We start from the raw sequence: 23,444 nt of genomic DNA on the forward strand, positions 1-23,444 counted from the left end.
TGTACGAGCAATTAGGCCCGTATCCGAGCAATACCTCAGGATGAACACGTTGGTGTTCCGATTAACCAGCATGGGCAAGTTTTTGTTCGCTGGGCAGGGCGCAGGCCCTTAAATATGAAGCGTTCCCGCCGTCCCCATTTCTGGCGCTGGATCGGGCCCCATGCGTGGACCCCGCGGGCGATCGTCCACGTCGCGCAAGCGGCAGTCCTGCTGATCGGGGCAGTCATGATCGACGGCTATCTCACGCGTTCGATGAACGATGCCGATGCCTGTCGCGGGGCGCTGGCGCTGGGCGTCGCGCTGTTGCTGGCGGCGCCGCGGCAACGCAGTTCCGAACTGCTGGGTGCGGTGGCGATCTGGCTGACCACGGCCGAATTCCTGGTTGCGAGCAGAACCGGAATGTTTGCGCTCTGGCGCTGGAGCGAAACGCTTGCATCGCTGGCGATCATTCTGGTGCTGGCCCGGCTTTCCTATTTCCGCGCGCTGGCTCGTGCCAACCCCTGGCGCTCATTCGGGGACCTCGACCGGCGTCGGGCAGCACCCTCGCGTCGCGCCACTTTCGTCGCGACCGTCGATCCCGGCAAATCGGCCAAGGACTGGGGAGCGGGCAAGGATTGGGGGCATCGCGGCGATGACGTCGAAGCCCCCGAGGGTCACACACCGCCTGCACTCGCGGACATCGAAGGCAGGGCGCGGCCGCTCGGTTCCTGATCCACGGTCCGCCATATTCCGGCGCGGCATGAATTCAGGCGGTCGCGATAGGCCTCGATCAGGCAGTCGATCCACGCGGTATTGTCGAGAGCCAGGGAGCCGGTCGCGGTAAAGGCTGCTTCGCTCATCTGCCGGACACGGGCATTGTCCGCCGCAAGCTCGCGCAGGATCGCGGCAAAGGCGGTTTCATCGCGTGGTTCGACCGCCTGTCCCGCGCCTTGACGCACGATGTCGTCGGCCAGCAGCGCACTGGGGGGCAGGACGACCGGAATGCCGCTGCGCAACGCCTCCATCGCGACCAGTCCAAAGGGCTCGGGATAGCGGCTGGGCATGACCAGCAGACGGGCCGAACGGGCAAGTTCGGCAATCCGGGACGGCGGGCAGCGTCCTTCGAAACGGGCCTCGGGATATTGCGCGCTCAGGCTTTCGCGCATGGCGCCGTCGCCCACGATCCGGATTGGCATTCCGGCAGCGCGGGCGGCAGCCAGGGCAAGGTCGGGGCCCTTGGTCGCCTCGAGGCGGCCGACGAACAGGGCCTCGCGATTATCTTCGGCGGCGATGCGCGTGGCGCTCCACGGCACGACCGGATTGGGCACGACCCGGATCGCGGTTTCGGGAATGCCGCCGCGTGCAAGCAAGGGCCGCATGGCGCCATGGATGGCGAGAACCGGCGGACAGCGGTCGGGGACAAGCGCCATGCGCTGGATCGCCCCGCGGACCATGCGCCACAGTTTCTGCGCCCGTCCGCGCCGGTCGCACCCGGCCATCCAGCACGACAGCGACAGCGGCGTGCGCGTGCAGGGCGCCCCGGTCGACAAGTCGGCAAAGGCGCCATTGGGGCAGGCGAGAAAGAAATCATGGGCGGAAATGACGAGGCGATCGCGCACTGGGGCAAGGGCGGCAAAGATCGATGGCGAGAGGATCTGCGACCATCCGTGCAAGTGGTAGATCGTGTCGGGTCGGTCATGCGTCGCGATGTGATCGCGGATCATGCCGATCGTTTCCCGGTTCCACAGCCCGGTTGTGAATGCGTCGAGCTTGCCCCGCGTGAGCAGGCGGCCTTGTCCCAGGCCCCGGGCGAGAATGCCCGGATGCCCGAACCCGTTATGCGGGGGTGTGTCGCCCGAAAGGAACGAGACCGCATGGCCGCGTGCGGCAAGGCCGAGAGCAGCCTCGACCGCGAGTGCACTGGCGCCGCCCATGGCATGTGACAGGTCGTTGATCATGACCACGCGTCCAGGGCTCATCATGGTCTCTTGTCCTTTACGGCGGCGGTGATCCGGGTGGCGAGGCGGGCGACATCCGCCCGGGTCGCGGCGATCAGCAGATCGAGGCGATCCGTGTCGATCCGGGTGCCAAGGGCGCGCCCGGCCATGGTCGTCAACGCATTGGCATCAAGGTCCGCGCAGTCGGCGATGAAGGTCGTGCGCCCGGCAAGGGCAAAGAAACTCTCGAGCTTCACATCCCATTTCAGCCCGATCGTCGGGATGCCGAACGAATGGGCCGCGATGCAGGCATGCATGCGATGACCGACGACGAGGTCGCATCCGGCAATGAACCGGACGAGATCGTCGGGGGTGGCGAACGGTGGTACGACCGTGATCGCGTCCGCCTGATCGCGCGTCCAGTCCGGCGCGTTGCGTTCGAGAAAGGTGCGGTCTTCCGGGCTGCCGTTGGTGAAGAGAGCGACGCGGTACCCGGCTTTGGCGAGAGCCGCCGCGCTCTTGCCGTACCATGCGAGGTAATCGACCGAGGGGCGCGGACTGTCGGCGTGATAGTGAATCGCCATGGGTGAGGTCACGCACAGGCCGACAAGAGCCGGGGCCTCGGCCGATGCCGCACGGTCGGGTCGCGGCGAAGCGAAATGGAGGCTGGCCAAAAAGCCGGGATCTCCCGCGAATTCGGCCGGAGGCAGACCTTCGGGAACAAGTGCCGCTCCCCAGGCGCGCCGGGAGCGGTCGTCGCGCACGGTGGCGGCAATCAGCGGAACGCCGCGCAGGGCCCGGCTGAACAGGCGATGCCCGGCAGCAGACCAATCGCGCCCGACGCCGACGGCATGAACCGCAACGGGAAGGCCCGCACGCGCCGCTTCAGCCAGAGCGCCCGAGATTTTCATCGGGAAATTGAGATCGCTGTCGGTCAGCAGATTTCCGCCGCCCAGAACGACCGCATCGACGCCGGTCAACCGGTCGCGGAAATGGCGCCGCAGACGCAGGCGGACGAGCGCGGTCAGTGCCAGCCGGACCACATGACGGCGCGCCCAGGACGGCAGGTGTTCGAGCACGGCGATGGCGCGTCCGCGTCGGCTGGCCCCGTGATCGCGATAGATCTCGCGCCCGGCAAGGTCGATCGACACGACTTGTGCGCCCGGAAGCGCAGCGGAGAGTTCGCGTTCGAGGCATTCGGACAGCAAGCCGTCGCCCAGATTGGGGCTGTATTTCACATTGAGCAGCGCGATTTTCACCGGAGCCGTGCTCCGCACCGAACAGATGCAGCCACGCCTGCCGGAAAGGGCCCCGCCGGAACTGGCAGAGTGGACATGGTCGAATTTACGGCCAGGCGGTGAGGGGGGGCGTCCGGACTTGCCATGGCAGGCAGCTTTGCCTGCGTGAGCATGCGCAGCAAGAAGGGATAGACCCGCTTCGGCCCCGTTTTGGACCCGATCGGTCCCCGCTCACTCCTTCAGGCCGCCACCCAGTACTTCATAAAGCGTGACCATGTTGGTTGCGCGCGCCAGCCGCACGCCGACCAGCGCCTGCCGCGCGGTATAGGCCGTACGGGCGGCATCGAGCGCGGCAAGGTAAGTGTCGACCCCGGTATCGTAGCGTGAGCGGGTAATCGTGGCGGCCTTGTCGGCGCTGGCGACATAGGCCCTTTGCGCGGCGAGTTGTTCGTCGATGGTACCCCGTCGCGCAAGGGCATTGGCGACGTCGGCAAAGGCGTTCTGCACCGCCTTTTCATACGTCGCGACGGCAGCTTCGCGGCTGGCCCTGGCGGCCTTGAGGGAGCTGGCAAGTGCGCCGCCGTCAAACAGGGTCTGGGTCGCGCTGGCGGCAAGGCCATAGCGGAAAGTGCCGCCGGAATCGAACAGCCCCGACAGCGATCCGCTGGCAAGGCCTGCCAGTGTGGTGAGATTGATCTGGGGAAAGAACGCCGCGCGGGCCGCGCCGATATTGGCATTGGCGGCGCGCAATTGATGTTCCGCGGCGAGCACGTCGGGGCGGCGCAGCAGGACGGCGGAATCGAGCCCGACCGGAAGGCTGGCGAGAACCGCGTCTTCCCTGCCGAGCCCCGTCGGCAGGTTGTCGGACGAAACCGTCGTCCCGACAAGGAGTTGCAGGGCATTCCTGGCCTGGGCAAGGTCGGTCACATAAGCGGCGACATCCGCGCGGGCACTTTGCACGAGGGTGTCGGCCTGCACCGTTTCGAGACCGGTGCCGATCCCTTGTGCTTCACGTTGGCGCGAGACGGCGAGCGTCGCTTCGCGGCTCGCCAGAGTTTCGCGGGCGATGGCAAGGGCATCGCTGTCGGCCCCGATGGTGAGCCAGGCATTGGCGACTTCAGCGACGAGCGCAATGGTCGCGGCCTTGTTGCCTTCAGCCGAGGCCAGCCAGGTTTCGAACGCGGCGCGCGTGAGGTTGCGCTTGCGGCTCCAGAGATCGAGTTCGAACGAGGCGATGCCCCCGGCAATGCCATAGGCCTCGCTGGTCGTCGGGGAATTGCCGCCGCCGCCGCTGACATATCCGCTCGACGAGACGGAGCCGCGATAGCGGCTGGCCGAGGGAACCGCCGTGATCGTCGGCAGTTCGGCGGCATGGGTTCCCCGATACTGCGCGCGGGCAACTGCGACATTGGCGATCGAGGCCCGCAAGTCGCGATTGTTGGCAAGGGCATCGGCAATGACCTTGCGCAGCCGCGCGTCGGTGAAAAAGGTGTTCCACCCGATCGCGTCGATCGCGTCGATGGCGCCGTCGGCCTGAGGCAGCACCGGATAGCTTTCCCCTTGCGGGAGGGTAGCGGGAACGGGCGGGGCCGGGCGCACATAGGCAGGCGCCATGTTGCATCCGCCAAGCGCGATGAGGGTGCCCACCGTCAGGGCGCGGAAACGGTTCATGCCGCGCTCTCCGTGGGCAGCCGGGCTTTTTTCGTCCGGGCGAACCAGCCTTTGACGACGATGAAGAACAGCGGGACGAAGAATACCGCCAGCACTGTTGCCGAGATCATGCCGCCCAGGACGGTCGTGCCGATGGCCTGACGCCCGTTGGCCCCGGCGCCGCGCGCAAGGACCAGTGGAACGACCCCGGCGATGAAGGCGACGCTGGTCATCACGATCGGGCGAAAGCGCAAACGGGCGGCTTCGAGCGCGGCGGCGAGCGGGGAAAGGCCGCGACCGAGCGCCGCTTCGGCGAATTCGATGATGAGAATGGCGTTCTTGGCGGAAAGGCCGATGGTGGTGAGCAAGGCGACCTGAAAGAAGATGTCGTTGGAAAGACCGCGCAGGGTCGCGGCAAGGACCGCGCCGATGATCCCGAGCGGGATGACCAGCATGACCGAGAACGGCACCGACCAGCTTTCGTACAAGGCCGCGAGGCACAGGAAAATGAACAGGATTGACGCGGCGAACAGAGCCGGGGCCTGATTGGCGGCAACCTGTTGCTGATAGGAAAGGCCGCTCCAGGCGAGCGTGAAGCCGCCGCCCAGATCGTCTTGCAGCCGGGCGATTTCCTGCATCGCGGCGCCGGAGCTGACGCCCGGACCGCCGGTCCCAACGATCTGTTGTGCGGGCAATCCGTTGAACCGGCGCAGGAGATTGGAACCGGTGGTCCAGCGGGCATGGGCAACGGTATTCATCGGCGCCATGTCGCCATTGGCGCTGCGCACGTACCATTGTCCGATATCTTCGGGGCGCAGGCGGAAGGGCGCGTCCCCTTGCACATAGACGCGCTTTACGCGGCCCCGGTCGATGAAATCGTTGACGTATGTGCCGCCCCATGCGGTCGATAGCGTCGAGTTGATGTCTTGGGGGGCGATCTGCGCCGCCGTCGCCGCAGCATCGTCGATGTCGACCTTGAGCTGCGGGGTTTCTTCAAGACCGCCGAAACGGATCTGCGCCAGTTTCGGATCGGTCATCGCCTTGGCCATGAGATCCTGCCTTGCCAGGGTCAGGGCATGGCTCCCCTGGCCATTGGCGTCCTGCAGCCACATCTCGAAACCGGCCGAGGTGCCAAGCCCCCGGATCGCCGGAGGAGCGAGCGCGACGGCCTGCCCTTCATAGATCTGGAAGAGATGGGCGTTCAGCCGCTGCGTAATGGCCGCCGCCGTGCGGTCGGCGCCGGGGCGCTCGTCCCAGTTCTTGAGCGTTATGAACCCTTGCGCGACGTTCTGCGCGGTCCCGGCCGACTGGTTGCGCCCGACGACCATGAAGGCGTGTTCGATATTCGCTGCTTCTGCCTTGCGGACATAGGCCATGACGCTTTCGGAGAACTTGCGCGTCTCTTCCATCGTCGTGCCTGCGGGCATGATGATCGACACGAAGAGATTGGCCTGATCTTCTTCGGGAAGGAAACTCGTCTGCATGCGCATGTCGAGCCATCCGGCCGTCGCGCAGATGGCAAGGAACACGCCGAACCAGGGCAGGGGGCGTCGCACGAACCCTTCGAGCCGCGACTGGTAGCGGTTCTGCAAGGCGTCGTAGCGCCGGTTGAAGCCGGTGAAGAGCCGTCCCGAGGGGCCGTCGACATGGGCGAGCAGCGTTCCGGCCAGCGCGGGTGTCAGGATCAGCGCGACGAGGACCGAGAGCCCCATTGCCGAAACGATGGTGATCGAGAACTGGCGATAGATCGTTCCGGTCGAGCCGCCGAAAAAGGCCATCGGAATGAAGACGGCGGCCAGAACCAGCGAGATCCCGATCAGCGCGGGGGTGATCTCGGTCATCGACCGGATCGTGGCTTCGCGCGGGGGGAGATGGTCCTCGCTCATCACGCGCTCGACGTTTTCGACGACCACGATGGCATCGTCGACCAGAAGACCGATGGCAAGGACCAGCCCGAACATGGTGAGCGTGTTGACGGTATAGCCCACCGCCGCGAGAATGCCGAATGTGCCGAGCAGGACCACCGGAACCGCGATCGCCGGGATCAGCGTCGCGCGCCAGTTCTGCAGGAAGACATACATCACGACGACGACGAGGACGATCGCCTCTATCAGTGTCTTGACCACTTCCATGATCGAGATCTTGACGAAAACGCTGCTGTCGCGGGGATAGACGATCCGGTAGCCGGGCGGCATGTCGCGCGAGAGTTCGGCAATGCGGGTCTTGACCGCTTCGGCCGTGGTCATCGCATTCGCGCCCGAGGCCAGCGTGATGGCAAGACCGACGGCGGGATAGCCGTCGAGCTTGCTGATCGAGGCGTAGTTTTCCTGCCCCAGCTCGACCCGCGCGACATCCTTGAGCAGGACGCGCGACCCGTCCACCTGGGTCTTGAGCACGACATTGCCGAATTGCTCGCTGGTCTGGAGCCGCGAGCGCGAGGTGATCGTGGCGTTGAGGCGCTGTGTCGCGGGGGAGGGCGTCATGCCGACTTCGCCTGCCGAAATCTGCGCGTTCTGTGCCGTGAGCGCGCTGATCACGTCCTGGGGCATCAGTTTGACCGCCGCGAGCCGGGTCGGATCGAGCCAGATGCGCATGGCATATTGGGTGCCGTAGATGTCGGCTGAACCGACCCCGTTGATGCGCGAGACCGGATCGACGATGTGGACGGCCAGATAGTCGGCGAGGTCGGCGACGCTGCTCTTGCTGCTGGTATCGTAAAGTCCGGCGAGCAGAAGCATGTCCGACTGCGCCTTGTTGATCTGCAACCCCTGGGTTTGCACCTGTGTGGGCAGCCGGCTCATCGCCTTGGTCAGGACGTTCTGGACCTGAACTTGCGCGATGTCGGGATTGACCCCCTTGTTGAAGGTCCCGACGATATTGGCCGAGCCGTTGTTGCTGGCCGAGGTGAAGTAGGCGAGCCCGTCGATCCCCTTGAGCTGTTGCTCGAGAACCTGGGTGACGGTGTTCTCGACCGTCTGCGCATCGGCGCCGGGATAGGTCGCGTTGACCGAGATTGTCGGCGGCGCGATGTCGGGGAACTGTTCGACCCCCATGGTTGCGACCGAGATCGCCCCGCCGATCATGACGAGAATGGCGAGCACCCAGGCAAAGATCGGGCGGTCGACGAAATAGCGCGACAGCATCTGGGGATTACCCGCCGTTCGCGGGGGCGGCGACGACTTTCACTTTCGTGCCCGGTCGTGCGCGCAATTGCCCCTGAACGATGACCCGCTCGCCGGGGCGGAGCCCTTCGGTGATCAGCCAGTCGGGGCCGAACGTGGTATTGGCCGTAACGGTGCGTTGTTCGACGGTGTCGTTGGCGCCGACGACCAGGACCGTGGCATTGCCGCGCTGGTCCCGCCCGACGGCAGTCTGGGGCACGAGAATGCCGTTGGTGACGATCCCTTGCGTCAGCCGGGCCTTGACGAACAGGCCGGGGAGCAGGTCTCCGTTCGGATTGGGAACGGTGGCACGCAAGGTGACCGTGCCGGTCTCTTCGTTCACGTCGATGTCGGCGAAATCGAGATGGCCTTCGATCGGCCACATGCTGCCGTCGGCAAGGACGATGCGGACGGGAGCCGAGCCCGGGCTCGACAGCTTGCCACTTTCGAGCGCCTTGCGCAGGGCGATGAAATCCGAGCTCGACTGCTGGATGTTGACCCAGATCGGGTCGAGCCGCTGGATCTTGGCCATGGCGTCGGTCTGGTCGGTGGTGACAAGGGCGCCCTTGGTCACGCTGGTCTTGCCGATCCGCCCGCTGATGGGGGCAAGGATCCGGGTATAGCCAAGGTTGACCGCCGCTCCGGCCAAGGTTGCCCGGGCTGCCGCGACTTGCGCACGCGACTGGTTGTAAGTCGCCTGTGCGTCGGCGGCGTCCTGTTTGCTGATCCCGCCCGAGGCGACGAGCGCGCGGAAGCGTTCAGCCTTGAGCCTGTTGCTTTCGACCACGGCCTGCGCATTGGCGAGGGCGGCTTGTGCCTGATCGTGGGTGGCCGCGTAAGGACGGGGATCGATCTGGTAAAGGGCCTGTCCCTGACGGACATTGCTGCCTTCGGTGAACAGGCGTTCGATCACGATGCCTGCGACTTGGGGGCGTACTTCGGCGACTTCCGAAGCCATGGTCCGCCCCGTCAGTTCGGTCATCAAGGGCACGGCTCCGGCCTTTGCGGTGATGACGCCGACGACGATCGGGGCGGGCGGGGGCGATTGCTGGCTGTTGCATGCCGACAGGGCGGCAAGGGCCAAGACAAGCGGTGCCACGGCCGGAAAGACGGATGCCGGAAGAACGGATAAACGCAAGGCGGGCTCTCGAAGTAGCTGACAGCCTTGCGCGTTAATCGCTCATGAAAAGCTGTCCAGTGCCTACTTGGATAACAGGCACCGGGCTTCATGCGCGTTACATTTTGGAAATTATTGAATAGACAGGCTTTAACGTGCCGCAAAAAGGAGACGGCCGGGGCCCAGTTGTTGAAGGACGGTGTCGATTTCACTGCCGCTTACGGCAAAGCAGCCCTGGCTGCGTCCGATCCGGCCATATTCGGACAGGAAATCGGAGCCGACATAGCTGGCCGCGTGAATGACGATGCCGCGCACTTCGGCCTGGTCGTTTTCGGGGTCGAGGCCGAGGATGCGGCGCGAAAGGCCGTGCTTGCCGTGATAGGTGTCCCCGATCACGAAGCTGCCGCTGCACGAGGCTTCCGAGCCAACGCGATTCGACAGATGCTCGACCCAACCGCTGTTGGCGGGGTCCGACCCGCGGCCATGGGCGACGAGGTGGCTCGACAGGATGCGTCCACCCGCCAGATCGACGATATGCATCCGCTGCGTTCGTGACGGGGCCGAGAAATCAACGACGCCGATCACGCTGCGATCGGTGATGCGGGCCGAATGGGTATCGAGCGCGGACAGCGCACGCGACAACAGGCTGGGCGCGACGTCCCCCTGAACATTGCCGACCGCCAGCGATTCCGGTGGAAGCATGCTCCACGGAAGCCAGGTGTCGGCACCACGCACGGTCGCGGCCTGCGCGCTGCGTGGAAGGAGTACGGTGGCTGCGGTTCCGGCAATGGCGCCGAGGAACCGGCGCCTGCCGGAATTCATCGTGCGAAACCCCGTAATTTATCGATTCGTGCTGCCGTTTCCCGTCGTCCGGCCGGTCTGGCCGAGCCGGTTGGCGGCATCACTGTGCTTGGCGCAATATCATCACGAGATATCATTGGGCGAGTCAGGCTCGCTGCAGATGCGACGAAACGTGCCTTGCATCGCACAAATGGAAGAAACGGGTCTTGCCTTCGCGGGAACAAAAAAGGGGATGGGTACGCGCCCATCCCCTGTTCCGTCTTGAAAAAGTCTGGCGTTTCAAGCCAGATCGGCAAAGATACCGGCAGCCGCGACTTTCGAGACCGGGCTGCGGGTGCTGGGCACTTCGCGACCGCGAAGGCCTTCGGGCAGGCGTTCGGGGCTGTCCTTGCGACCGATCGCGACTGCCGCTTCGAGCCGGAAATCGTCGGGAATGCCGAGCTCTTCCTTCGCCTTGGCAAAGTCGAGGCCGGTCATGCCATGGGCATGGTAGCCAAGCGCAGTCGCCTGAAGAGCAAGCAGGGCCCAGGCGGCACCCGCGTCGAAGCTGTGGCTGTGGTTGGGGTTGGCTGCATCGGGCGAGCGCATCAGCGTGTCGGACACGATGAAGACCAGAGCGCCTGCGTCCTTGGCCCAGCTGGCGTTGAAGGGGATCAGCAGCGAGAGGAAGCGGTCCCAGTTCGCGTCGCCCTTGGTGCTGTGGAGAAAACGCCAGGGCTGATAGTTGTAAGCCGAGGGCGCCAGCGTGGCTGCTTCGAGAATGACCGCGAGGTCTTCGGCGGGAAGGGCGCTTTCATCGAAGGCACGCGGCGACCAGCGCTCGACGATGAGGGGGACAACGCGGGGATCGGCGGTGCGTTCGGTCATCTGGAAACTCCGTGAGGGGAAATTTGCGGTATCGTCATGGCAGGGGGCCCATCCGCGATCTCGCGGGCGAGTCCCTCGTGCGTCTCGATCGCCTGGATAGCGACAATCGGGACCTTCAAGAACTCGGATAATTCTGTCGTGCTTATTCGAATCTCTTGAAAAGCGGCCTGCGGAACGAGGTGTCGGGAAACGAAAACTGAAATTTTCGGGGAACCTGCCGAGGGGCTCCGAACCTGTCAATCCAACCCCATGAAATGCGACAAGAAAGGATTTCTCCGGCGTTTCGCGGCGCCCGTCCGGTCGTCAAAATTCGGTCACGCATTGCATCAATTGGGCGCAATTGCATCGGATGTGTCACAAAAGTGTATTCTTCCCTGCCTAGTGGGCCGCTCGTCCAGGGAGCAAATGCTGCTCCGGGGTAAATGAGGGAATTTATGCGAATCCACACGATGGTCCGCGCCGGCCTTTTGGCCGGGGCCAGCCTTGCTGCGTCCGTGATCCTGCCGACGCTGGCTCACGCGGAAAGCGATGCTGCGCCTGCCGATGCGGCTGCGCCTTCCACCGAAGCTCCGGCTGCCCCCGGTGCCGGCCTGACTGAAATCGTCGTCACGGCCACCAAGCGGGAAACCAACCTGCAGAAGACGCCGATCTCGATGAACGTGATCAGCGCGGCGGTCATGAAGGACCGTCACGTCCAGAGCCTGCTCGACCTTGCCGATGGTGCGATCCCGTCGCTGCGCGTTGCCACGTTCGAAGCGCGCCAGACCGCGCTCACGATCGGCATCCGCGGCATCGTTCCGCTCGACGCCAACCAGCCCGCCCGCGAACAGGGCGTCGGCATCTATGTCGACGGCGTTTACCTCGGTCGCCAGCATGGCCTCAACGCCGCGCTGTTCGACGTCGAACGCGTCGAAGTGCTGAAGGGCCCGCAGGGAACCCTGTTCGGTCGCAACACCGAAGGCGGCGCGCTCAGCATCGTCACCAAGGCTCCGAGCGGCAAGTTCGACGGTCGCGTCAGCGGCGGCGTCGGCAACTACGGTTCGTACAACGGCGAAGTCCACCTCGACCTCCCCGAGTACAAGAACATCAGCATCAAGCTCGACGGCGTGGTGCAGTATCAGGATGCCACCACCAAGAACCCGCTCGCGGGTCAGTACGGCTGGAACTACTATGACCGTCGCGGCGGTCGCGTGGCCGTCCGGTGGAAGCCGACGAGCAACATTACCGACGATTTCACCTATGACGTCGGTCGCGATGCCAACACCCCGTTCTACAGCCAGCTGCTGAACTACAACCCCAACGGTTGCGTCGCCGGTGCCGTCACCGCTTCGTGCTCGATCCCGGGTACCGCGTTCACCACGCTGAGCGGTACCGTTGCTTCGCTTCCGAGCCAGGTCGTCGTCAATGGCCGCACCCGGATGACCGTCGCTGACATCGGCGTGCCGCAGCAGCCCAGTGTCGACAAGACCTTCGGCTTTGCCAACACGCTCAAGTGGAAAGTCGCGCCGTTCATGGAACTGCGTGCGATCACCGCTTGGCGCGGCGTGACCTCGGCTCAGTGGGACAACAGCGGCGGCGCTCACCGCGTGCCCGTCTACTCGGCCAATGGCGCGTTCAGCCGTTACAGCCTTGCCAACCTGACCCAGCACCAGTTCAGCCAGGAACTGCAGGCAGTCGGTTCGGTCAGCAACTTCGACTACGCGGCCGGCTTCTTCTACTTCGAGGAATCGGCGAGCGATAACGCCGCGACGCCGAACTCGAACACCTGGACGACGGACGCCAACGGCAACGTCACCGGTTACACCATCAACTCGGCGGTCTTCACCAACCCGTTCGCTTCGATCGACCGCGCTTCGGCGGTCAAGTCGAAGAGCTACGCGGGCTATGGCCAGGTTACCTGGTCGCCGGTTCCGGCCTGGCACTTCACCGTCGGCGGTCGTTATACCCACGACACCAAGCACGGCGAACTGCTGACGTTCCGCAACACCTTCAACGGCAACACGCTGGACAAGAGCTGGGATCGCTTCAACCCGATGGCGACGATCGCCTGGGATGCGACCAGCGACCTGCACTTCTACGGCAAGTACTCGACCGGTTACCGCGCAGGCGGTGCCAGCTCGCGTTCGCCCACGTATCGCAATTTCGATCCGGAAAGCGTGCGTTCGTTCGAAATCGGCATGAAGTCGGACTTCTGGGACCACCGCGCCCGCTTCAACCTGGCCGGTTACATCATGGACCGCAAGAACAGCCAGGTCGACTTCAACGCGGTCTATCCCGACCCGAATACGGGCACGAACGTCAACGTGCTTGAAACCGTCAACGCTGCCGGGACCACCAAGATCCGCGGTGTCGAAGCGGACCTGACCTTGAAGCCGGTCGAAGGCCTGACCCTGACGGGTTCGTACGCCTATACCTACACGAAGATCCCGCCGGTGGTGAACCCGTTCACCGGGATCACCCAGAACGTGTACGTGGTCTTCACGCCGCGTAACGCCGCCAGCGCCTCGGCCGATTACGAACATCCGATCGGTTCGGCGGGTACGGCGGTGCGCCTGCACCTCGACGCGAACTATTCGCAGTCGACGCAGACGTTCGACCAGTTCGCGACTCACAACGACGCCTCGTTCGTCGTCAACGGTCGCCTCTCGCTGGCCGACATTCCGGTTGCCAGCGGCGGTCAGAAGTTCACCGTCGGCATCTGGGCGCGCAACCTGCTCAACACCGACTACGTCTACCGTCGCGATCCTTCGAACAGCCTGCCTGCCTTCGGCACCGGCACGACCGGTTCGATCAAGGGCGTGCTGGGCGACTATGGCAACTTCAACGCGCCGCGCACTTTCGGCGTCGATGCCACGGTTCGCTTCTAATACCAGCCTGCGATGAGCTTGGCTCAGCGCAGGTCGGTATCAGGCCGCGCGCCGCCTGAGCGAAACGACCTGCAATGAGGTCTTCTCATTGCAGGTCCGTATAAGCCTGCAAGTCCGCTTTCGATCGTGTCGGGGGGCATGGTCTGAAAGCGGCACCGGGCAGCCCCCCACTCGTTCGGCCGTCTCGCAACGGCGGTCGGTCGGATGAGTGGGTGAGGGTGGTCCAAAGGAATTCCGAACCCCTCGGTTTTGCCGATGAGTTCGGATTATCGCGATTTTTTCGCGTTTCACGTTTCCGGATATCCGCCCCTCTGGATGTCCGGTCCCCATTCTACCCTGAACCACTTGGCGGTGCAGTCTTCGACTGCGCCGCCATCTTTTTTGAGGCGGGGTATTGTCGAACCGGGGAGATCAGGCCGCGCGGCGGCTCTTGGGCGCGATCAGGCGCTCGTAGGTGCCGAACAGTTCGCGGAAGTGGTCGTCCATGGTCCGGGGCGCAGGAATGTCTGCACGGGGCCCTGCAAGGCCGGTTTCGCGACCGAGGCAATATTCGGCGATCGCATCGGCAGCAGCCGCAGGATCGCCCGACTTGTAGGTCCAACCGCCGTTCGCGCGTGCCTGATCGGCCGCGCCCCCTTCGTCGGGCGCGATCAGAGGCAGGCCGCTGGCACAGGCTTCGGCTGCGACCATGCAGAAGGTTTCCGCCTCGCACCCGTGGAGCAGCGCGTCTCCGCTGGCCATGACGCGGGCGAGTTCTCCGCGATTGGTGATCGGGGCCAGCACGCGGACATGGGGATTGCCGCCGATGCTGCGTTCGATCGCCTTGCGGTCGCGTCCCTGGCCGATGAGGACAAGGCCGACCTGATGGTGGTTGCCTGCCGCGGCGACCGCATCGACCAGCATGGGCCAGCGCTTTTCCGGAGCGAACCGGCCGACACCGAGCAGGAGCGTTGCCGTTTCAGGCAGCTCGCACATTTCGAGCAGGCCCTTGCGCAGCGCCGGATCGCGCAGCGACGGGGAAAAGACTCCCGGGTCGACGCCCATCGGATTGGTCACGACATGCTTGAGGCCGCCCGCGACAAGCCGGGCCGACAGTCCCGCGCTGGCGCTGACGATCATGTCGTAGGAATTGTCGAGCCGACGCAGGTGTTCCCAATAGCGGTTGAACAGCCCGTCGATGGTGTCGCGCGTCGCCACCGGATCGAGCCAGCGATAGGCATAGGCCGACAGGGGATCGGCATGCATGATCAGCGCGCGCGGCGCCTTGCCGGGCCAGTCGGCGATGATGCTGGCACTGCGCCAGGGCGAGGAGGCCTCGACGAAATCTGGGTTTTCGCGATCGAGCGTTTCGTAGAGCGCGGGCACGTCGCTGAAATAGCGATAGTTGAAGTCGAGCGGGAAAACCGTCGATTTCAGCCAGATGATCCGCGACCGGGGGCCGCGTTCCTCGATCTCGTCCCGCGGGCCGGGGGCGATGATAACCACTTCGTGGCCCATCGCGGCGCCGGCCTTGAGTTTGCGATCAACATAGGTTCGGACGCCGCCGCCTTTCGGGGCGTAAAATGCGCAGACATCGACGAGTTTCATCGTTTCCCCGCTAGTGGTCCGACCGAGAACAGGCCGTTACGGTAATTCATGACAATCTGCAACTGCGTGAGGCCTGCGCCCGCTTCTGTCGCGACGCGCGCGACCTTTGGTTTGGACCAGCCGATTTTCGGATTGCGCGAGAAGCCGATACCGTCGCGTTGCCAGTTGAAGCGGTGATTATTGTCGCGGTCGTGCAACAGCGAAACTGCGTAAGTCCCGGGGCCGGGGATGCGGATGCACAGCCGGGGAACCGGATCGGCAGGGACCGGCACTTCGACCCGGCGAAAGGTCTTGCCCGCCATGACAAGCACGTTGTCGTCGGCAAGGAAATCGCTCTCGGTTGCCGGATAGACTTCGAGCTTGAGCTGCCCGGTCCGGTCTTTGAGCCCGATCACGTCGGCCAGGAACGCGGGCCCGGCCTCGTCGGGGCGGCATTGCCCCTCGGCCTTTCCGAGATCCGGGCTCGGCGGGATATATGCGGCTGTCAGCAGGGGAAGAGCCACTGCCAGCAGCAGTTTGGTCATGCATTCCGTTCCCTTTGCACGAGGTCGAGCAGCAACATCGCAATATAGAGCACGATATGGATAGCCGTGATGAACAGGGCTATAACCGTGATCATGTTGCGGGTCTGATCGACATGCCCGCCCAGAAGGACGAGCGCACCGGCAAAGGCGACTTCCTGGTTGGAAATCAGGGGGAGACGGGTGATCAGCAGCCGTCCGGTCGACAGGATCAGCCACGAGGACAGCGGCACGCCGGGCAGCATCAGGCTCCACAGCACGCCCGTCAGCACCGTGTTGACGGTCAGGCGGGCCATGTGAACCATGAAGACATAGAACAGGTCTGCACGCGGCAGGCTGAGCAGGCGGTTGCGGAATACCGTGATTGCAAGGCCGGTTGCCAGCATGATGCCGATCGAGCCGACCAGCATGCCGCCGTGGATGCCAAAGCCATAGCGGGCGACATAGGGCCATGCGACGACCAGCATGATGAGTGTCATGGCATAGCCGGCGATGGCCGACAGGATCGCGACGTCCTTGACCGCGCCGAAGGGCGAGCCTTCCATTTTTACATGGCGGCGGGCCCAGTCGTAGAAATAGACTTCGCCGACATAGCTCAGCAGCAGCTGGTTCCCGATCATCTTCTTGATCAGCGGGAACAGGCCCTCGACCGGGATCTTCCACAGCTTGCGGAAAATCACCCAGTCACCGACCGGGCCGGAAAGGTAGCTGATGACCAGAATGACCCACACCAACGGAGAATCTGGAATGTAGGCGACGAGCGTGTGCCAGTCGAGCGCACGGACCTGCCACAGCACTTCGCCGAAAATGGCGAGCGAGATCGCGGGGCCGAGCAGGGCACCCCAGCGGCGAAATCCGGCAGCGCGAGCTTCGCGCGGCAGGGCTGCCGGGATAACGTCGGGATCGGTCATTGCGGACGTCCTCCCTGAAAGGCGCGACAGATCACCGCCGTCGCTCCGCGATCCGGCAAGATCGGGCTCGGTTTGGTCATGGTGTTTTCTGTCGCTCCATCTGGCTGTCCGTTCGCACGAGCCGGTCCCCCGTCGCGGCCCTTAGGGGCGAAGAGGGCGCCGGTCCAGTCGGGAGCGGAGTTATTCCCCGCGGCGCACCGCGCGCGGCTCGCGACAGGGCGAGTGTCGTATCGAACGAAAGGGGCGCGCATCAGGCGAGCAGGCTCGCATAGCGCGAGGGCCGATGGCTTTGGACAAAGCGCGCAAGCGTCGCGTCGATCGAGGACAGCAGCGCGGGAACAGTGGTGTCGCCGGGATGGACCGCAACGCGCAGGGTCGGCAGGATCGGCAGGGCATGGCGCGCAAGCGCCGAGAACCACAGCGAAGACCGGATGCGCCCGGGACTGCGGCTGGCCCAGGTGACGACCGGCCCGCGCGAAAGAACCCGACCCGTGCGCGGTTGCCACACTTTCATGTGATCTTCGGCAAGGGCGAAACCGACTTCGTCGAGCGCGGCGAGGGCACCTTCGCCGTATAGCCAGGCCGGGGCGATGAAGCCTGCGACGGGGCGTCCGAGAATGTCCTCGAGCATGGATTTGCCCTCGCGCATGCGGGCAAGCGCTTGCGCATGGGGCAGGTTGAGGAATTCGCCTTCACCGGCCGTCATGTGCTTGCCCTTGAACCCGGCAAGGCCGTGGGCGGCGGGCGTTTCGTCGCGATGGCACCAGCCGTGGAGGAACATTTCGATCCCCATGTCGGCCCAGTTGCGCAGGCGTGCGTGAAAAGCGGTGTTCCCGGCAATGGGGGCCTGTCGCCAGTGGTCGGGAATGACCAGCATGGCAAAGTTGGGACCGCCCAGGTGCCGCTCAAGCCGGGCGGCGAGCGCATCGACGGCGGCTTCGGAACGGGGCGATACGTCGTGAATCGCCACCAGCAGGCGCCGGTCGGGAACGGAAGAAGAGGCTGTTCTCGTCATGTCGTGATGTACCGGACGGCGGACTGTCGCAACCGGTGTCATTTTGCAACGAAAATCTGTGAAAGCGTATCAGCCGGACGGCGCACAGCGAGCACGGATCATCGCTCGCCTTATTGTCTATCTTAAAAGTTGAGATAAGCTGCGTCCATTCGAGGGATATTCCCCGAGTCGACGAGAAAGCCATTCTCGCTGTGGAGGAATGCCATGGTCGACATGAACCGCAATGAAACCGAATTGCAGTCTGCCGTCCCCGGAGAGGCGGCAGCCGTGCCCGAAGTCGATATCCTGATCGTGCCGGGCCTCAACAACAGCGGGCCCGGCCATTGGCAGACGATCTGGGAAGAACGGCTGCCCGGCGCGCGTCGCGTGGATCTCGGGCTGTGGGACGATCCCCATCGCAATACCTGGGTCAACAAGCTGGCCCTCGCGATCGGTCGCGCATCGCGTCCGGTGGTCATCGTCGCCCATTCGCTGGGCTGCCATGTCACCGCATGGTGGGCCGAATACGAGGCAGGCTTCCGCAGCCACCTGCGTGCCGACGCGGGTGTAGACATGCCGGTGCTGGGCGCACTGCTGGTCGCGCCGCCCGATGTGGAGGAACGCCCGGTCGATCGGCGTCTCACGCGTTTTGCACCTTTGCCACCGTCCGAACTGCCGTTTCCCTCGATCGTGGTGTCGAGCCGGGACGATCCCTATATCACGGTCGGACAGGCGCGACGCCTTGCCCGCCGGTGGGGTGCCCGGTTTGCTGACGCAGGCGCCGTCGGGCATGTGAATGCGCATTCGGGCCTTGGCGACTGGCCTTTCGGTCTCGCTCTCCTGCGGCAGCTTGTCCCCTCGGCCGTGCCCGGCGACCTGATCGTGGCGGATGGGCCGGCGGCTAGTTCGGGGATCGCGACGGAAGGATGGTATCCTCCGGCCTGAGCGGGAACACCCGGGGGCCTTTGCGATCGACGGCGAAACCAGTGCCGTCGGCCGCACGCCAGACAATGATCGAGGCTCCCGGTGCATCCCAGTCGGCGGTTGTCATCGGCGTTCCGTCCATGGTCAGCCAGCGGCCGTCTTCGGGGAAACAGGCGCGCGCGCCGTGGTGTGATGCACGCCATTGCGCCAGGTCCGCGACATGGTCTTCCAGATCGATGTCGCGCGCGGTCCAGTCGATCCAGGTCAGCGGATTGTCCTGCGCATAGGCATTGTTGTTGCCGTGCTGGCTACGGCCGAATTCGTCACCGGCGGTCAGCATGATCGTTCCGGTCGAGACGAACAGCGTTCCCAGCATGGCGCGGGCAAAGGCGCTCCGTCGCTCGTGCACCATGGGGTCCGTGCTCGGGCCTTCGACGCCGTTGTTCCAGCTGTGGTTCTCTCCATGGCCGTCGCGATTGTCTTCGCCATTGGCGTAATTGTTGCGCCGTTCGTAGGCGAGCGTGTCGGCAAGCGTGAAGCCGTCATGGGCGGCAAGGAAATTGACCGAACGGCACGGACGCGTCGTGCAGGGGCCGAAAATGTCGGCGGACCCGGCGATACGTGTCGCCAGCGGACCGATGCCGGTACCCACGTCCCCGCGCCAGAACCGGCGCACGTCGTCACGCCAGCAGTCGTTCCATTCCAGCCAGTTTTCCGGAAATTTCCCGAGCTGATAGCCGCCGGGGCCGATGTCCCACGGTTCGGCGATGAGGACGCGGTCGCGCAGCAGCGGATCGGCCGCGATTTCGGCAAAGATCGGCGCATCGGCCATGAAGCCGGGCGAACGCGCCATGACCGTGCCGAGGTCAAAGCGGAACCCGTCGACCCCGGCATGACGGACGAAGTGGCGCAGCGTGTCGAGAGTCAGCTCGCGAACCGCGCGATTGCCGAAATCGAGCGTGTTGCCGCAGCCGGTGTCGTTGATCAGCGTGCCGTCGGGGGCATGGGCATAGGCCCCGTTGTCGAGCCCGCGCAGCGACAGCATGCCGCCGTGAACGTCGCTTTCGCCGGTATGATTGAACACGAGATCGAGAATGACCCCGATCCCTTCGGCCCGCAGAGCCGCCACGGTCCCGGCCAGTTCGGCCATGCCGCCCGGGCACAGGCGCGGGTCGAGCGCCATCGGCACGACCGGATTGTAGCCCCATGCGTTGGAAAGGCCGAGCGGGGGCAGGTGCCGTTCGTCGATCCATGCGATGATCGGCATGAGTTCCACCGCATTGACGCGCAACTTGCGCAAATGCGCGAGTATTGCCGGGTGGGCGAGGGCGGCGATGGTTCCGCGCCGGGCCGGGGGAATGTCGGGGTGAAGGTGTGTGAACGCCTTGACGTTGACTTCGTAGATCAACCCGCCTCGTTCGAACAGCGGCGGGGCAGGGGGCACCACCGGCAAGGTGCCCTGAACGATGGCGCGCGGGACCAGATCGGCGGTATCGGCGCCATGGACGGCAAGCCGGTGGTCCTGCCGGAACGGACGGTCGAGTTCGATGGCGCGCGGATCGACCAGCAATTTGGCCGGATCGAACCACAGCCCCTGTTCGGGTGCCCATGGTCCCCGGGCACGATAGCCATAGGACATGCCGACCATGTCGACGGGCAAGTCCGCGACCCAGTCATCGCCATCGCGGACCATGTCCACGCGCTCTTCGATGTTTCCGTCGAAGAGGCACAACCAGACGCCTTCCGCGCGCGGCGCGCGCACGCGGAACTGCGTCGAGGCCGGGACCGCCCGGGCGATCACGTGATCACGCTGGGTTCGTTGCGGCCGGTGTGGCGGACGATCCCGGCAATGGCATCGGCTGCCGCGATCAGATCGGACAGCATGTCGGGCGTTTCGCGGTCGAGTTCACCGCCGGCCGGTTCGAAGCGTTCGAGATAGACGCGCAGGGTCGCCCCTTCTGTCCCGGTGCCCGACAGGCGGAACACGATGCGTGAACCGCCTTCGAAGAGGACGCGCAGGCCCTGATTGGCGCTGGTCGAACCATCGACCGGATCGAGATAGGAAAAGCTGTCCGCAACCGCGACCGTCAACGGGCCGAATGCCTTGCCGGGCAGCGTGGAAAGGCTTGCCGAAAGCTCGCTCATCAGCGCGTCGGCCGCCTCGGTCGGCAGCGCTTCGTAATCGTGGCGCGCGTAGTAGTTGCGACCGTAGAGAGCCCAGTGTTCGCGGGCCAGCGCATCCACGCTGATCTTGCGGACGGCAAGGATGTTGAGCCAGAGCAGCACGGCCCAGAGCCCGTCCTTTTCCCGGACGTGATCCGATCCCGTTCCCGCGCTTTCCTCGCCGCAGATCGTCGCCATGCCTGCGTCGAGCAGGTTGCCGAAGAATTTCCAGCCGGTCGGGGTTTCGTAAAGCGGAATGCCGAGCGCCTGGGCAACGCGATCGGCGGCGGCGCTGGTCGGCATCGAACGGGCAATGCCCTTGAGGCCTGCGGCATAGCCGGGGGCAAGGTGCGCATTGGCCGCGAGCATGGCGAGGCTGTCCGAAGGCGTCACGAAGCGCGCCTTGCCAACGATCAGGTTGCGGTCGCCGTCGCCGTCCGAAGCGGCCCCGAAATCGGGTGCGTCGGGGCCGAACATGGTGTCGAACAGCTCCTTGGCATGGACCATGTTGGGGTCGGGATGGTGGCCGCCGAAATCCTCGAGCGGGATACCGTTGCGGACGGTTCCCGCCGGAAAGCCGAGCCGCTTTTCAAGGATCTCGATGGCATAGGGTCCGGTCACCGCGCTCATCGCGTCGAACGTCGCGGTGAGGCCATCTGCAACGGCCTGCCGGATCGCGGCGAAGTCGAACAGCGTTTCCATGAGGTCGGCATAGTCGGCGACCGGATCGATCACCGCGACCGTCATCGTCCCGACGGCGGTTTCGCCGATCGCGTCGAGATCGACATCGGGCGTTTCGACCGTCAGCCAGCGGTCGATCCCCTGTGTCCGGGCATAGATCGCGTCGGTGATCCCCTCGGGCGCAGGGCCGCCGTTGGCGATGTTGTACTTGATCCCGAAATCCTCGTCCGGGCCGCCCGGATTGTGGCTCGCCGACAGGACCAGACCGCCGCTCGCGCCATATTTGCGGATGACGTGGCTGGCCGCCGGGGTCGAGAGAATGCCGCCCTTGCCGACCAGCACGCGGCCATAGCCGTTGGCGGCGGCAATGCGGATCGCCTGCTGGATTACGGTGCGGTTGTGATAGCGACCATCGCCCCCGATCACCAGTATGGCGCCGGGTTCGGGACGGACCACGTCGAAGACCGACTGGATGAAGTTTTCCGCGTAGTTGGCCTGCGCGAAAACCTTGACCTTCTTGCGCAAACCCGAAGTTCCGGGCTTTTGTCCGGCGAAGGGCGTGGTGGGAACGGTGACGATCATCGAGCCTCCAGAAGGTGGGCGTAGAGGTCCGCATAGGCCTTGCCGCTGCGGGCCCAGGAAAAGTCGGTCTTCATTCCCGCGCGCTGGATCTGTTGCCAGGTGCGGGCGTCGCGATGGAGCGTGACCGTGCGTTCGAGAGCTTCGGCAAGGGCATCGTGCGTGACGGCGTTGAACTGGACGCCGGTGGCAACGCCTGCCGAAAGCGCAGCAAGATTGGCGTCGATCACCGTGTCGGCGAGGCCGCCGGTGCGGCTGACCACCGGAACGCAGCCATAGGCAAGCCCGTAAAGCTGAGTGAGGCCGCAAGGTTCGAAGCGGCTCGGGATCAGGATGGCATCGCCCCCGGCCTGCATCCGGTGCGAAAGCGCCTCGTCATAGCCGATGCGCACGCCGACCCGGCGGGGATGGCGCTGGGCAGCGGCAAGGAAGCCGCCCTCGAGCCCCTTGTCGCCCGAGCCGAGCAGTGCCAGCCGCGCGCCGAGCGCGACGAGATGGTCGATCAGCCCGAGCAGGACATCCATGCCCTTTTGCCAGGTGAGGCGGCTCACCACCACGAACAGTGGACCATCGCCCGGATCGAGATGGAATTCGTTTTCCAGGGCTGTCTTGTTGGGCGCCCGCTTGCCGAGCGTGCGGACAGTAAAGGGGCTGGCGAGGGCCGGGTCGGCGGCGGGGTTCCACGCCGTGGTATCGATCCCGTTGACGATCCCGCGCACATGGTCCGCGCGACTGCGGATCAGGCCTTCCAGACCCATGCCGAATTCGGTCTGGCGGATTTCGCGGGCATAAGTCGGGCTGACCGTGGTAATCGCCCAGGCCGCGTCCAGCCCCGCTTTCAGGAAACCGACGCCGCCGTGATATTCGACGCCGTTGATCGACCATGCATCGTCGGGCAGGCCGAGCGCGGGAAAGATCGACGCCGGATAGTGGCCCTGAAAAGCCATATTGTGAATGGTCATGATCGACGGCGGCGGCGGACCTGCCGGAGCGAAGCGCAGATAAGCCGGGGCCATTGCCGCCTGCCAGTCGTGGGCATGGGCAATGTCGAAGGACAAATGGGGCACGCCGCTGCTGGCAACGTCGGCAGCCGCGCGTCCGAATGCGGCAAAACGGCGCCAGTTGTCGTCCCAGTCACGCCCGCCCGCATCGACATAGGGGCCGCCGTCGCGCTGGAACAGCGATGGCGCGTCGAGCACGAGCAGCGGATGGTCCCCGAGCTTTCCCTGCAACAGGCGTGCAGGTCCTCCCATCAGCGAGGGCCATTCGTGGATCATCCTGGCTCCCCCGAGCGCGCCGATCACCGAAGGATAGCCGGGCAGGAATGTCGTGGTTTCGACCCCATGGGGCGCAAGTGCATCGGGGAGCGCGCCGACGACATCCGCGAGCCCCCCCGTCTTGATCAATGGAACGGCTTCGGAAGCGATGGAAAGAACGCGGATCGTCATAGCAGCAACGTGTCTCTTG

At 64.9% G+C, this 23,444-nt stretch carries 17 protein-coding genes; 3 read left to right on the forward strand and 14 right to left on the reverse strand.

What is annotated here, in order from left to right; genetic code table 11:
- The first annotated feature begins 114 nt into the window (after positions 1–114).
- A complete protein-coding gene (locus Y88_RS01825; RefSeq protein ID WP_018075258.1) occupies positions 115–711 on the forward strand; it encodes a hypothetical protein in 597 nt (198 codons plus the stop codon).
- Here Y88_RS01825 and Y88_RS01830 read toward each other — a convergent pair.
- From Y88_RS01830 to Y88_RS01860, 7 genes are all read right to left on the reverse strand, one after another.
- The gene (locus tag Y88_RS01830; RefSeq protein ID WP_157132566.1) at positions 654–1,961 is read right to left on the reverse strand and encodes a glycosyltransferase family 4 protein; all 1,308 of its coding nucleotides are present in this window, start codon (positions 1,959–1,961) and stop codon (positions 654–656) included. The genes Y88_RS01825 and Y88_RS01830 overlap by 58 nt on opposite strands.
- Complete coding sequence (locus Y88_RS01835; RefSeq protein ID WP_008065689.1) at positions 1,958–3,175, reverse strand: polysaccharide pyruvyl transferase family protein; 1,218 nt, start codon at positions 3,173–3,175, stop codon at positions 1,958–1,960. The genes Y88_RS01830 and Y88_RS01835 overlap by 4 nt, the downstream gene beginning before the upstream one ends.
- A gap of 210 nt (positions 3,176–3,385) precedes the next feature.
- Positions 3,386–4,825, reverse strand: coding sequence for an efflux transporter outer membrane subunit (locus Y88_RS01840; RefSeq protein ID WP_008065690.1), 1,440 nt, complete (start codon positions 4,823–4,825; stop codon positions 3,386–3,388).
- Entirely contained in the window at positions 4,822–7,947 is a 3,126-nt protein-coding gene (locus Y88_RS01845) for an efflux RND transporter permease subunit (RefSeq protein WP_008065691.1), read from the reverse strand. Before Y88_RS01845 ends, Y88_RS01840 begins: the two co-directional genes overlap by 4 nt.
- A gap of 7 nt (positions 7,948–7,954) precedes the next feature.
- Positions 7,955–9,064 (reverse strand): efflux RND transporter periplasmic adaptor subunit, encoded by a 1,110-nt coding sequence (locus tag Y88_RS01850; RefSeq protein WP_018075256.1) that lies wholly within the window; start codon positions 9,062–9,064, stop codon positions 7,955–7,957.
- A gap of 168 nt (positions 9,065–9,232) precedes the next feature.
- On the reverse strand, positions 9,233–9,904 hold the full coding sequence (locus Y88_RS01855; protein WP_008065693.1) for a murein L,D-transpeptidase catalytic domain family protein: 672 nt from the start codon (positions 9,902–9,904) through the stop codon (positions 9,233–9,235).
- Positions 9,905–10,162: 258 nt separating this feature from the next.
- A complete protein-coding gene (locus tag Y88_RS01860) occupies positions 10,163–10,750 on the reverse strand; it encodes a nitroreductase family protein (protein ID WP_008065694.1) in 588 nt (195 codons plus the stop codon).
- Positions 10,751–11,199: 449 nt separating this feature from the next.
- Between Y88_RS01860 and Y88_RS01865 the strand changes: the two genes are divergently transcribed.
- Complete coding sequence (locus Y88_RS01865; RefSeq protein ID WP_008065698.1) at positions 11,200–13,617, forward strand: TonB-dependent receptor; 2,418 nt, start codon at positions 11,200–11,202, stop codon at positions 13,615–13,617.
- 411 nt (positions 13,618–14,028) lie between these two features.
- On the opposite strand, the gene Y88_RS01870 is transcribed toward Y88_RS01865, so the two are convergent.
- From Y88_RS01870 to Y88_RS01885, 4 genes are all read right to left on the reverse strand, one after another.
- Entirely contained in the window at positions 14,029–15,204 is a 1,176-nt protein-coding gene (locus Y88_RS01870) for a glycosyltransferase (RefSeq protein WP_018075255.1), read from the reverse strand.
- Positions 15,201–15,728 carry a DUF2141 domain-containing protein gene (locus tag Y88_RS01875; protein ID WP_008065704.1) on the reverse strand — a complete coding sequence of 176 codons (528 nt, stop codon included), beginning with the start codon at positions 15,726–15,728 and terminating at the stop codon, positions 15,201–15,203. The genes Y88_RS01870 and Y88_RS01875 overlap by 4 nt, the downstream gene beginning before the upstream one ends.
- A complete protein-coding gene (locus Y88_RS01880; RefSeq protein ID WP_008065705.1) occupies positions 15,725–16,636 on the reverse strand; it encodes a hypothetical protein in 912 nt (303 codons plus the stop codon). The genes Y88_RS01875 and Y88_RS01880 overlap by 4 nt, the downstream gene beginning before the upstream one ends.
- Positions 16,637–16,886: 250 nt before the next feature.
- A complete protein-coding gene (locus tag Y88_RS01885; protein ID WP_036499979.1) occupies positions 16,887–17,651 on the reverse strand; it encodes a DUF2334 domain-containing protein in 765 nt (254 codons plus the stop codon).
- A gap of 213 nt (positions 17,652–17,864) precedes the next feature.
- Here Y88_RS01885 and Y88_RS01890 point away from each other — a divergent pair, with 213 nt between their 5' ends.
- Positions 17,865–18,575 (forward strand): RBBP9/YdeN family alpha/beta hydrolase, encoded by a 711-nt coding sequence (locus tag Y88_RS01890; protein WP_408637177.1) that lies wholly within the window; start codon positions 17,865–17,867, stop codon positions 18,573–18,575.
- Here Y88_RS01890 and Y88_RS01895 read toward each other — a convergent pair.
- Genes Y88_RS01895 through glgA form a run of 3 tightly spaced genes read right to left on the reverse strand, consistent with a single transcriptional unit; the run spans position 18,532 to position 23,425 of the window.
- Positions 18,532–20,355 carry a glycogen debranching protein gene (locus Y88_RS01895; RefSeq protein ID WP_008065709.1) on the reverse strand — a complete coding sequence of 608 codons (1,824 nt, stop codon included), beginning with the start codon at positions 20,353–20,355 and terminating at the stop codon, positions 18,532–18,534. The genes Y88_RS01890 and Y88_RS01895 overlap by 44 nt on opposite strands.
- On the reverse strand, positions 20,352–21,980 hold the full coding sequence (locus Y88_RS01900) for an alpha-D-glucose phosphate-specific phosphoglucomutase (RefSeq protein ID WP_008065710.1): 1,629 nt from the start codon (positions 21,978–21,980) through the stop codon (positions 20,352–20,354). The genes Y88_RS01895 and Y88_RS01900 overlap by 4 nt, the downstream gene beginning before the upstream one ends.
- On the reverse strand, positions 21,977–23,425 hold the full coding sequence (glgA, locus tag Y88_RS01905) for a glycogen synthase GlgA (RefSeq protein WP_008065711.1): 1,449 nt from the start codon (positions 23,423–23,425) through the stop codon (positions 21,977–21,979). The genes Y88_RS01900 and glgA overlap by 4 nt, the downstream gene beginning before the upstream one ends.
- Positions 23,426–23,444 lie beyond the last annotated feature (19 nt).

It is taken from the genome of Novosphingobium nitrogenifigens DSM 19370 (assembly GCF_000192575.1).
Lineage (GTDB): Bacteria > Pseudomonadota > Alphaproteobacteria > Sphingomonadales > Sphingomonadaceae > Novosphingobium > Novosphingobium nitrogenifigens.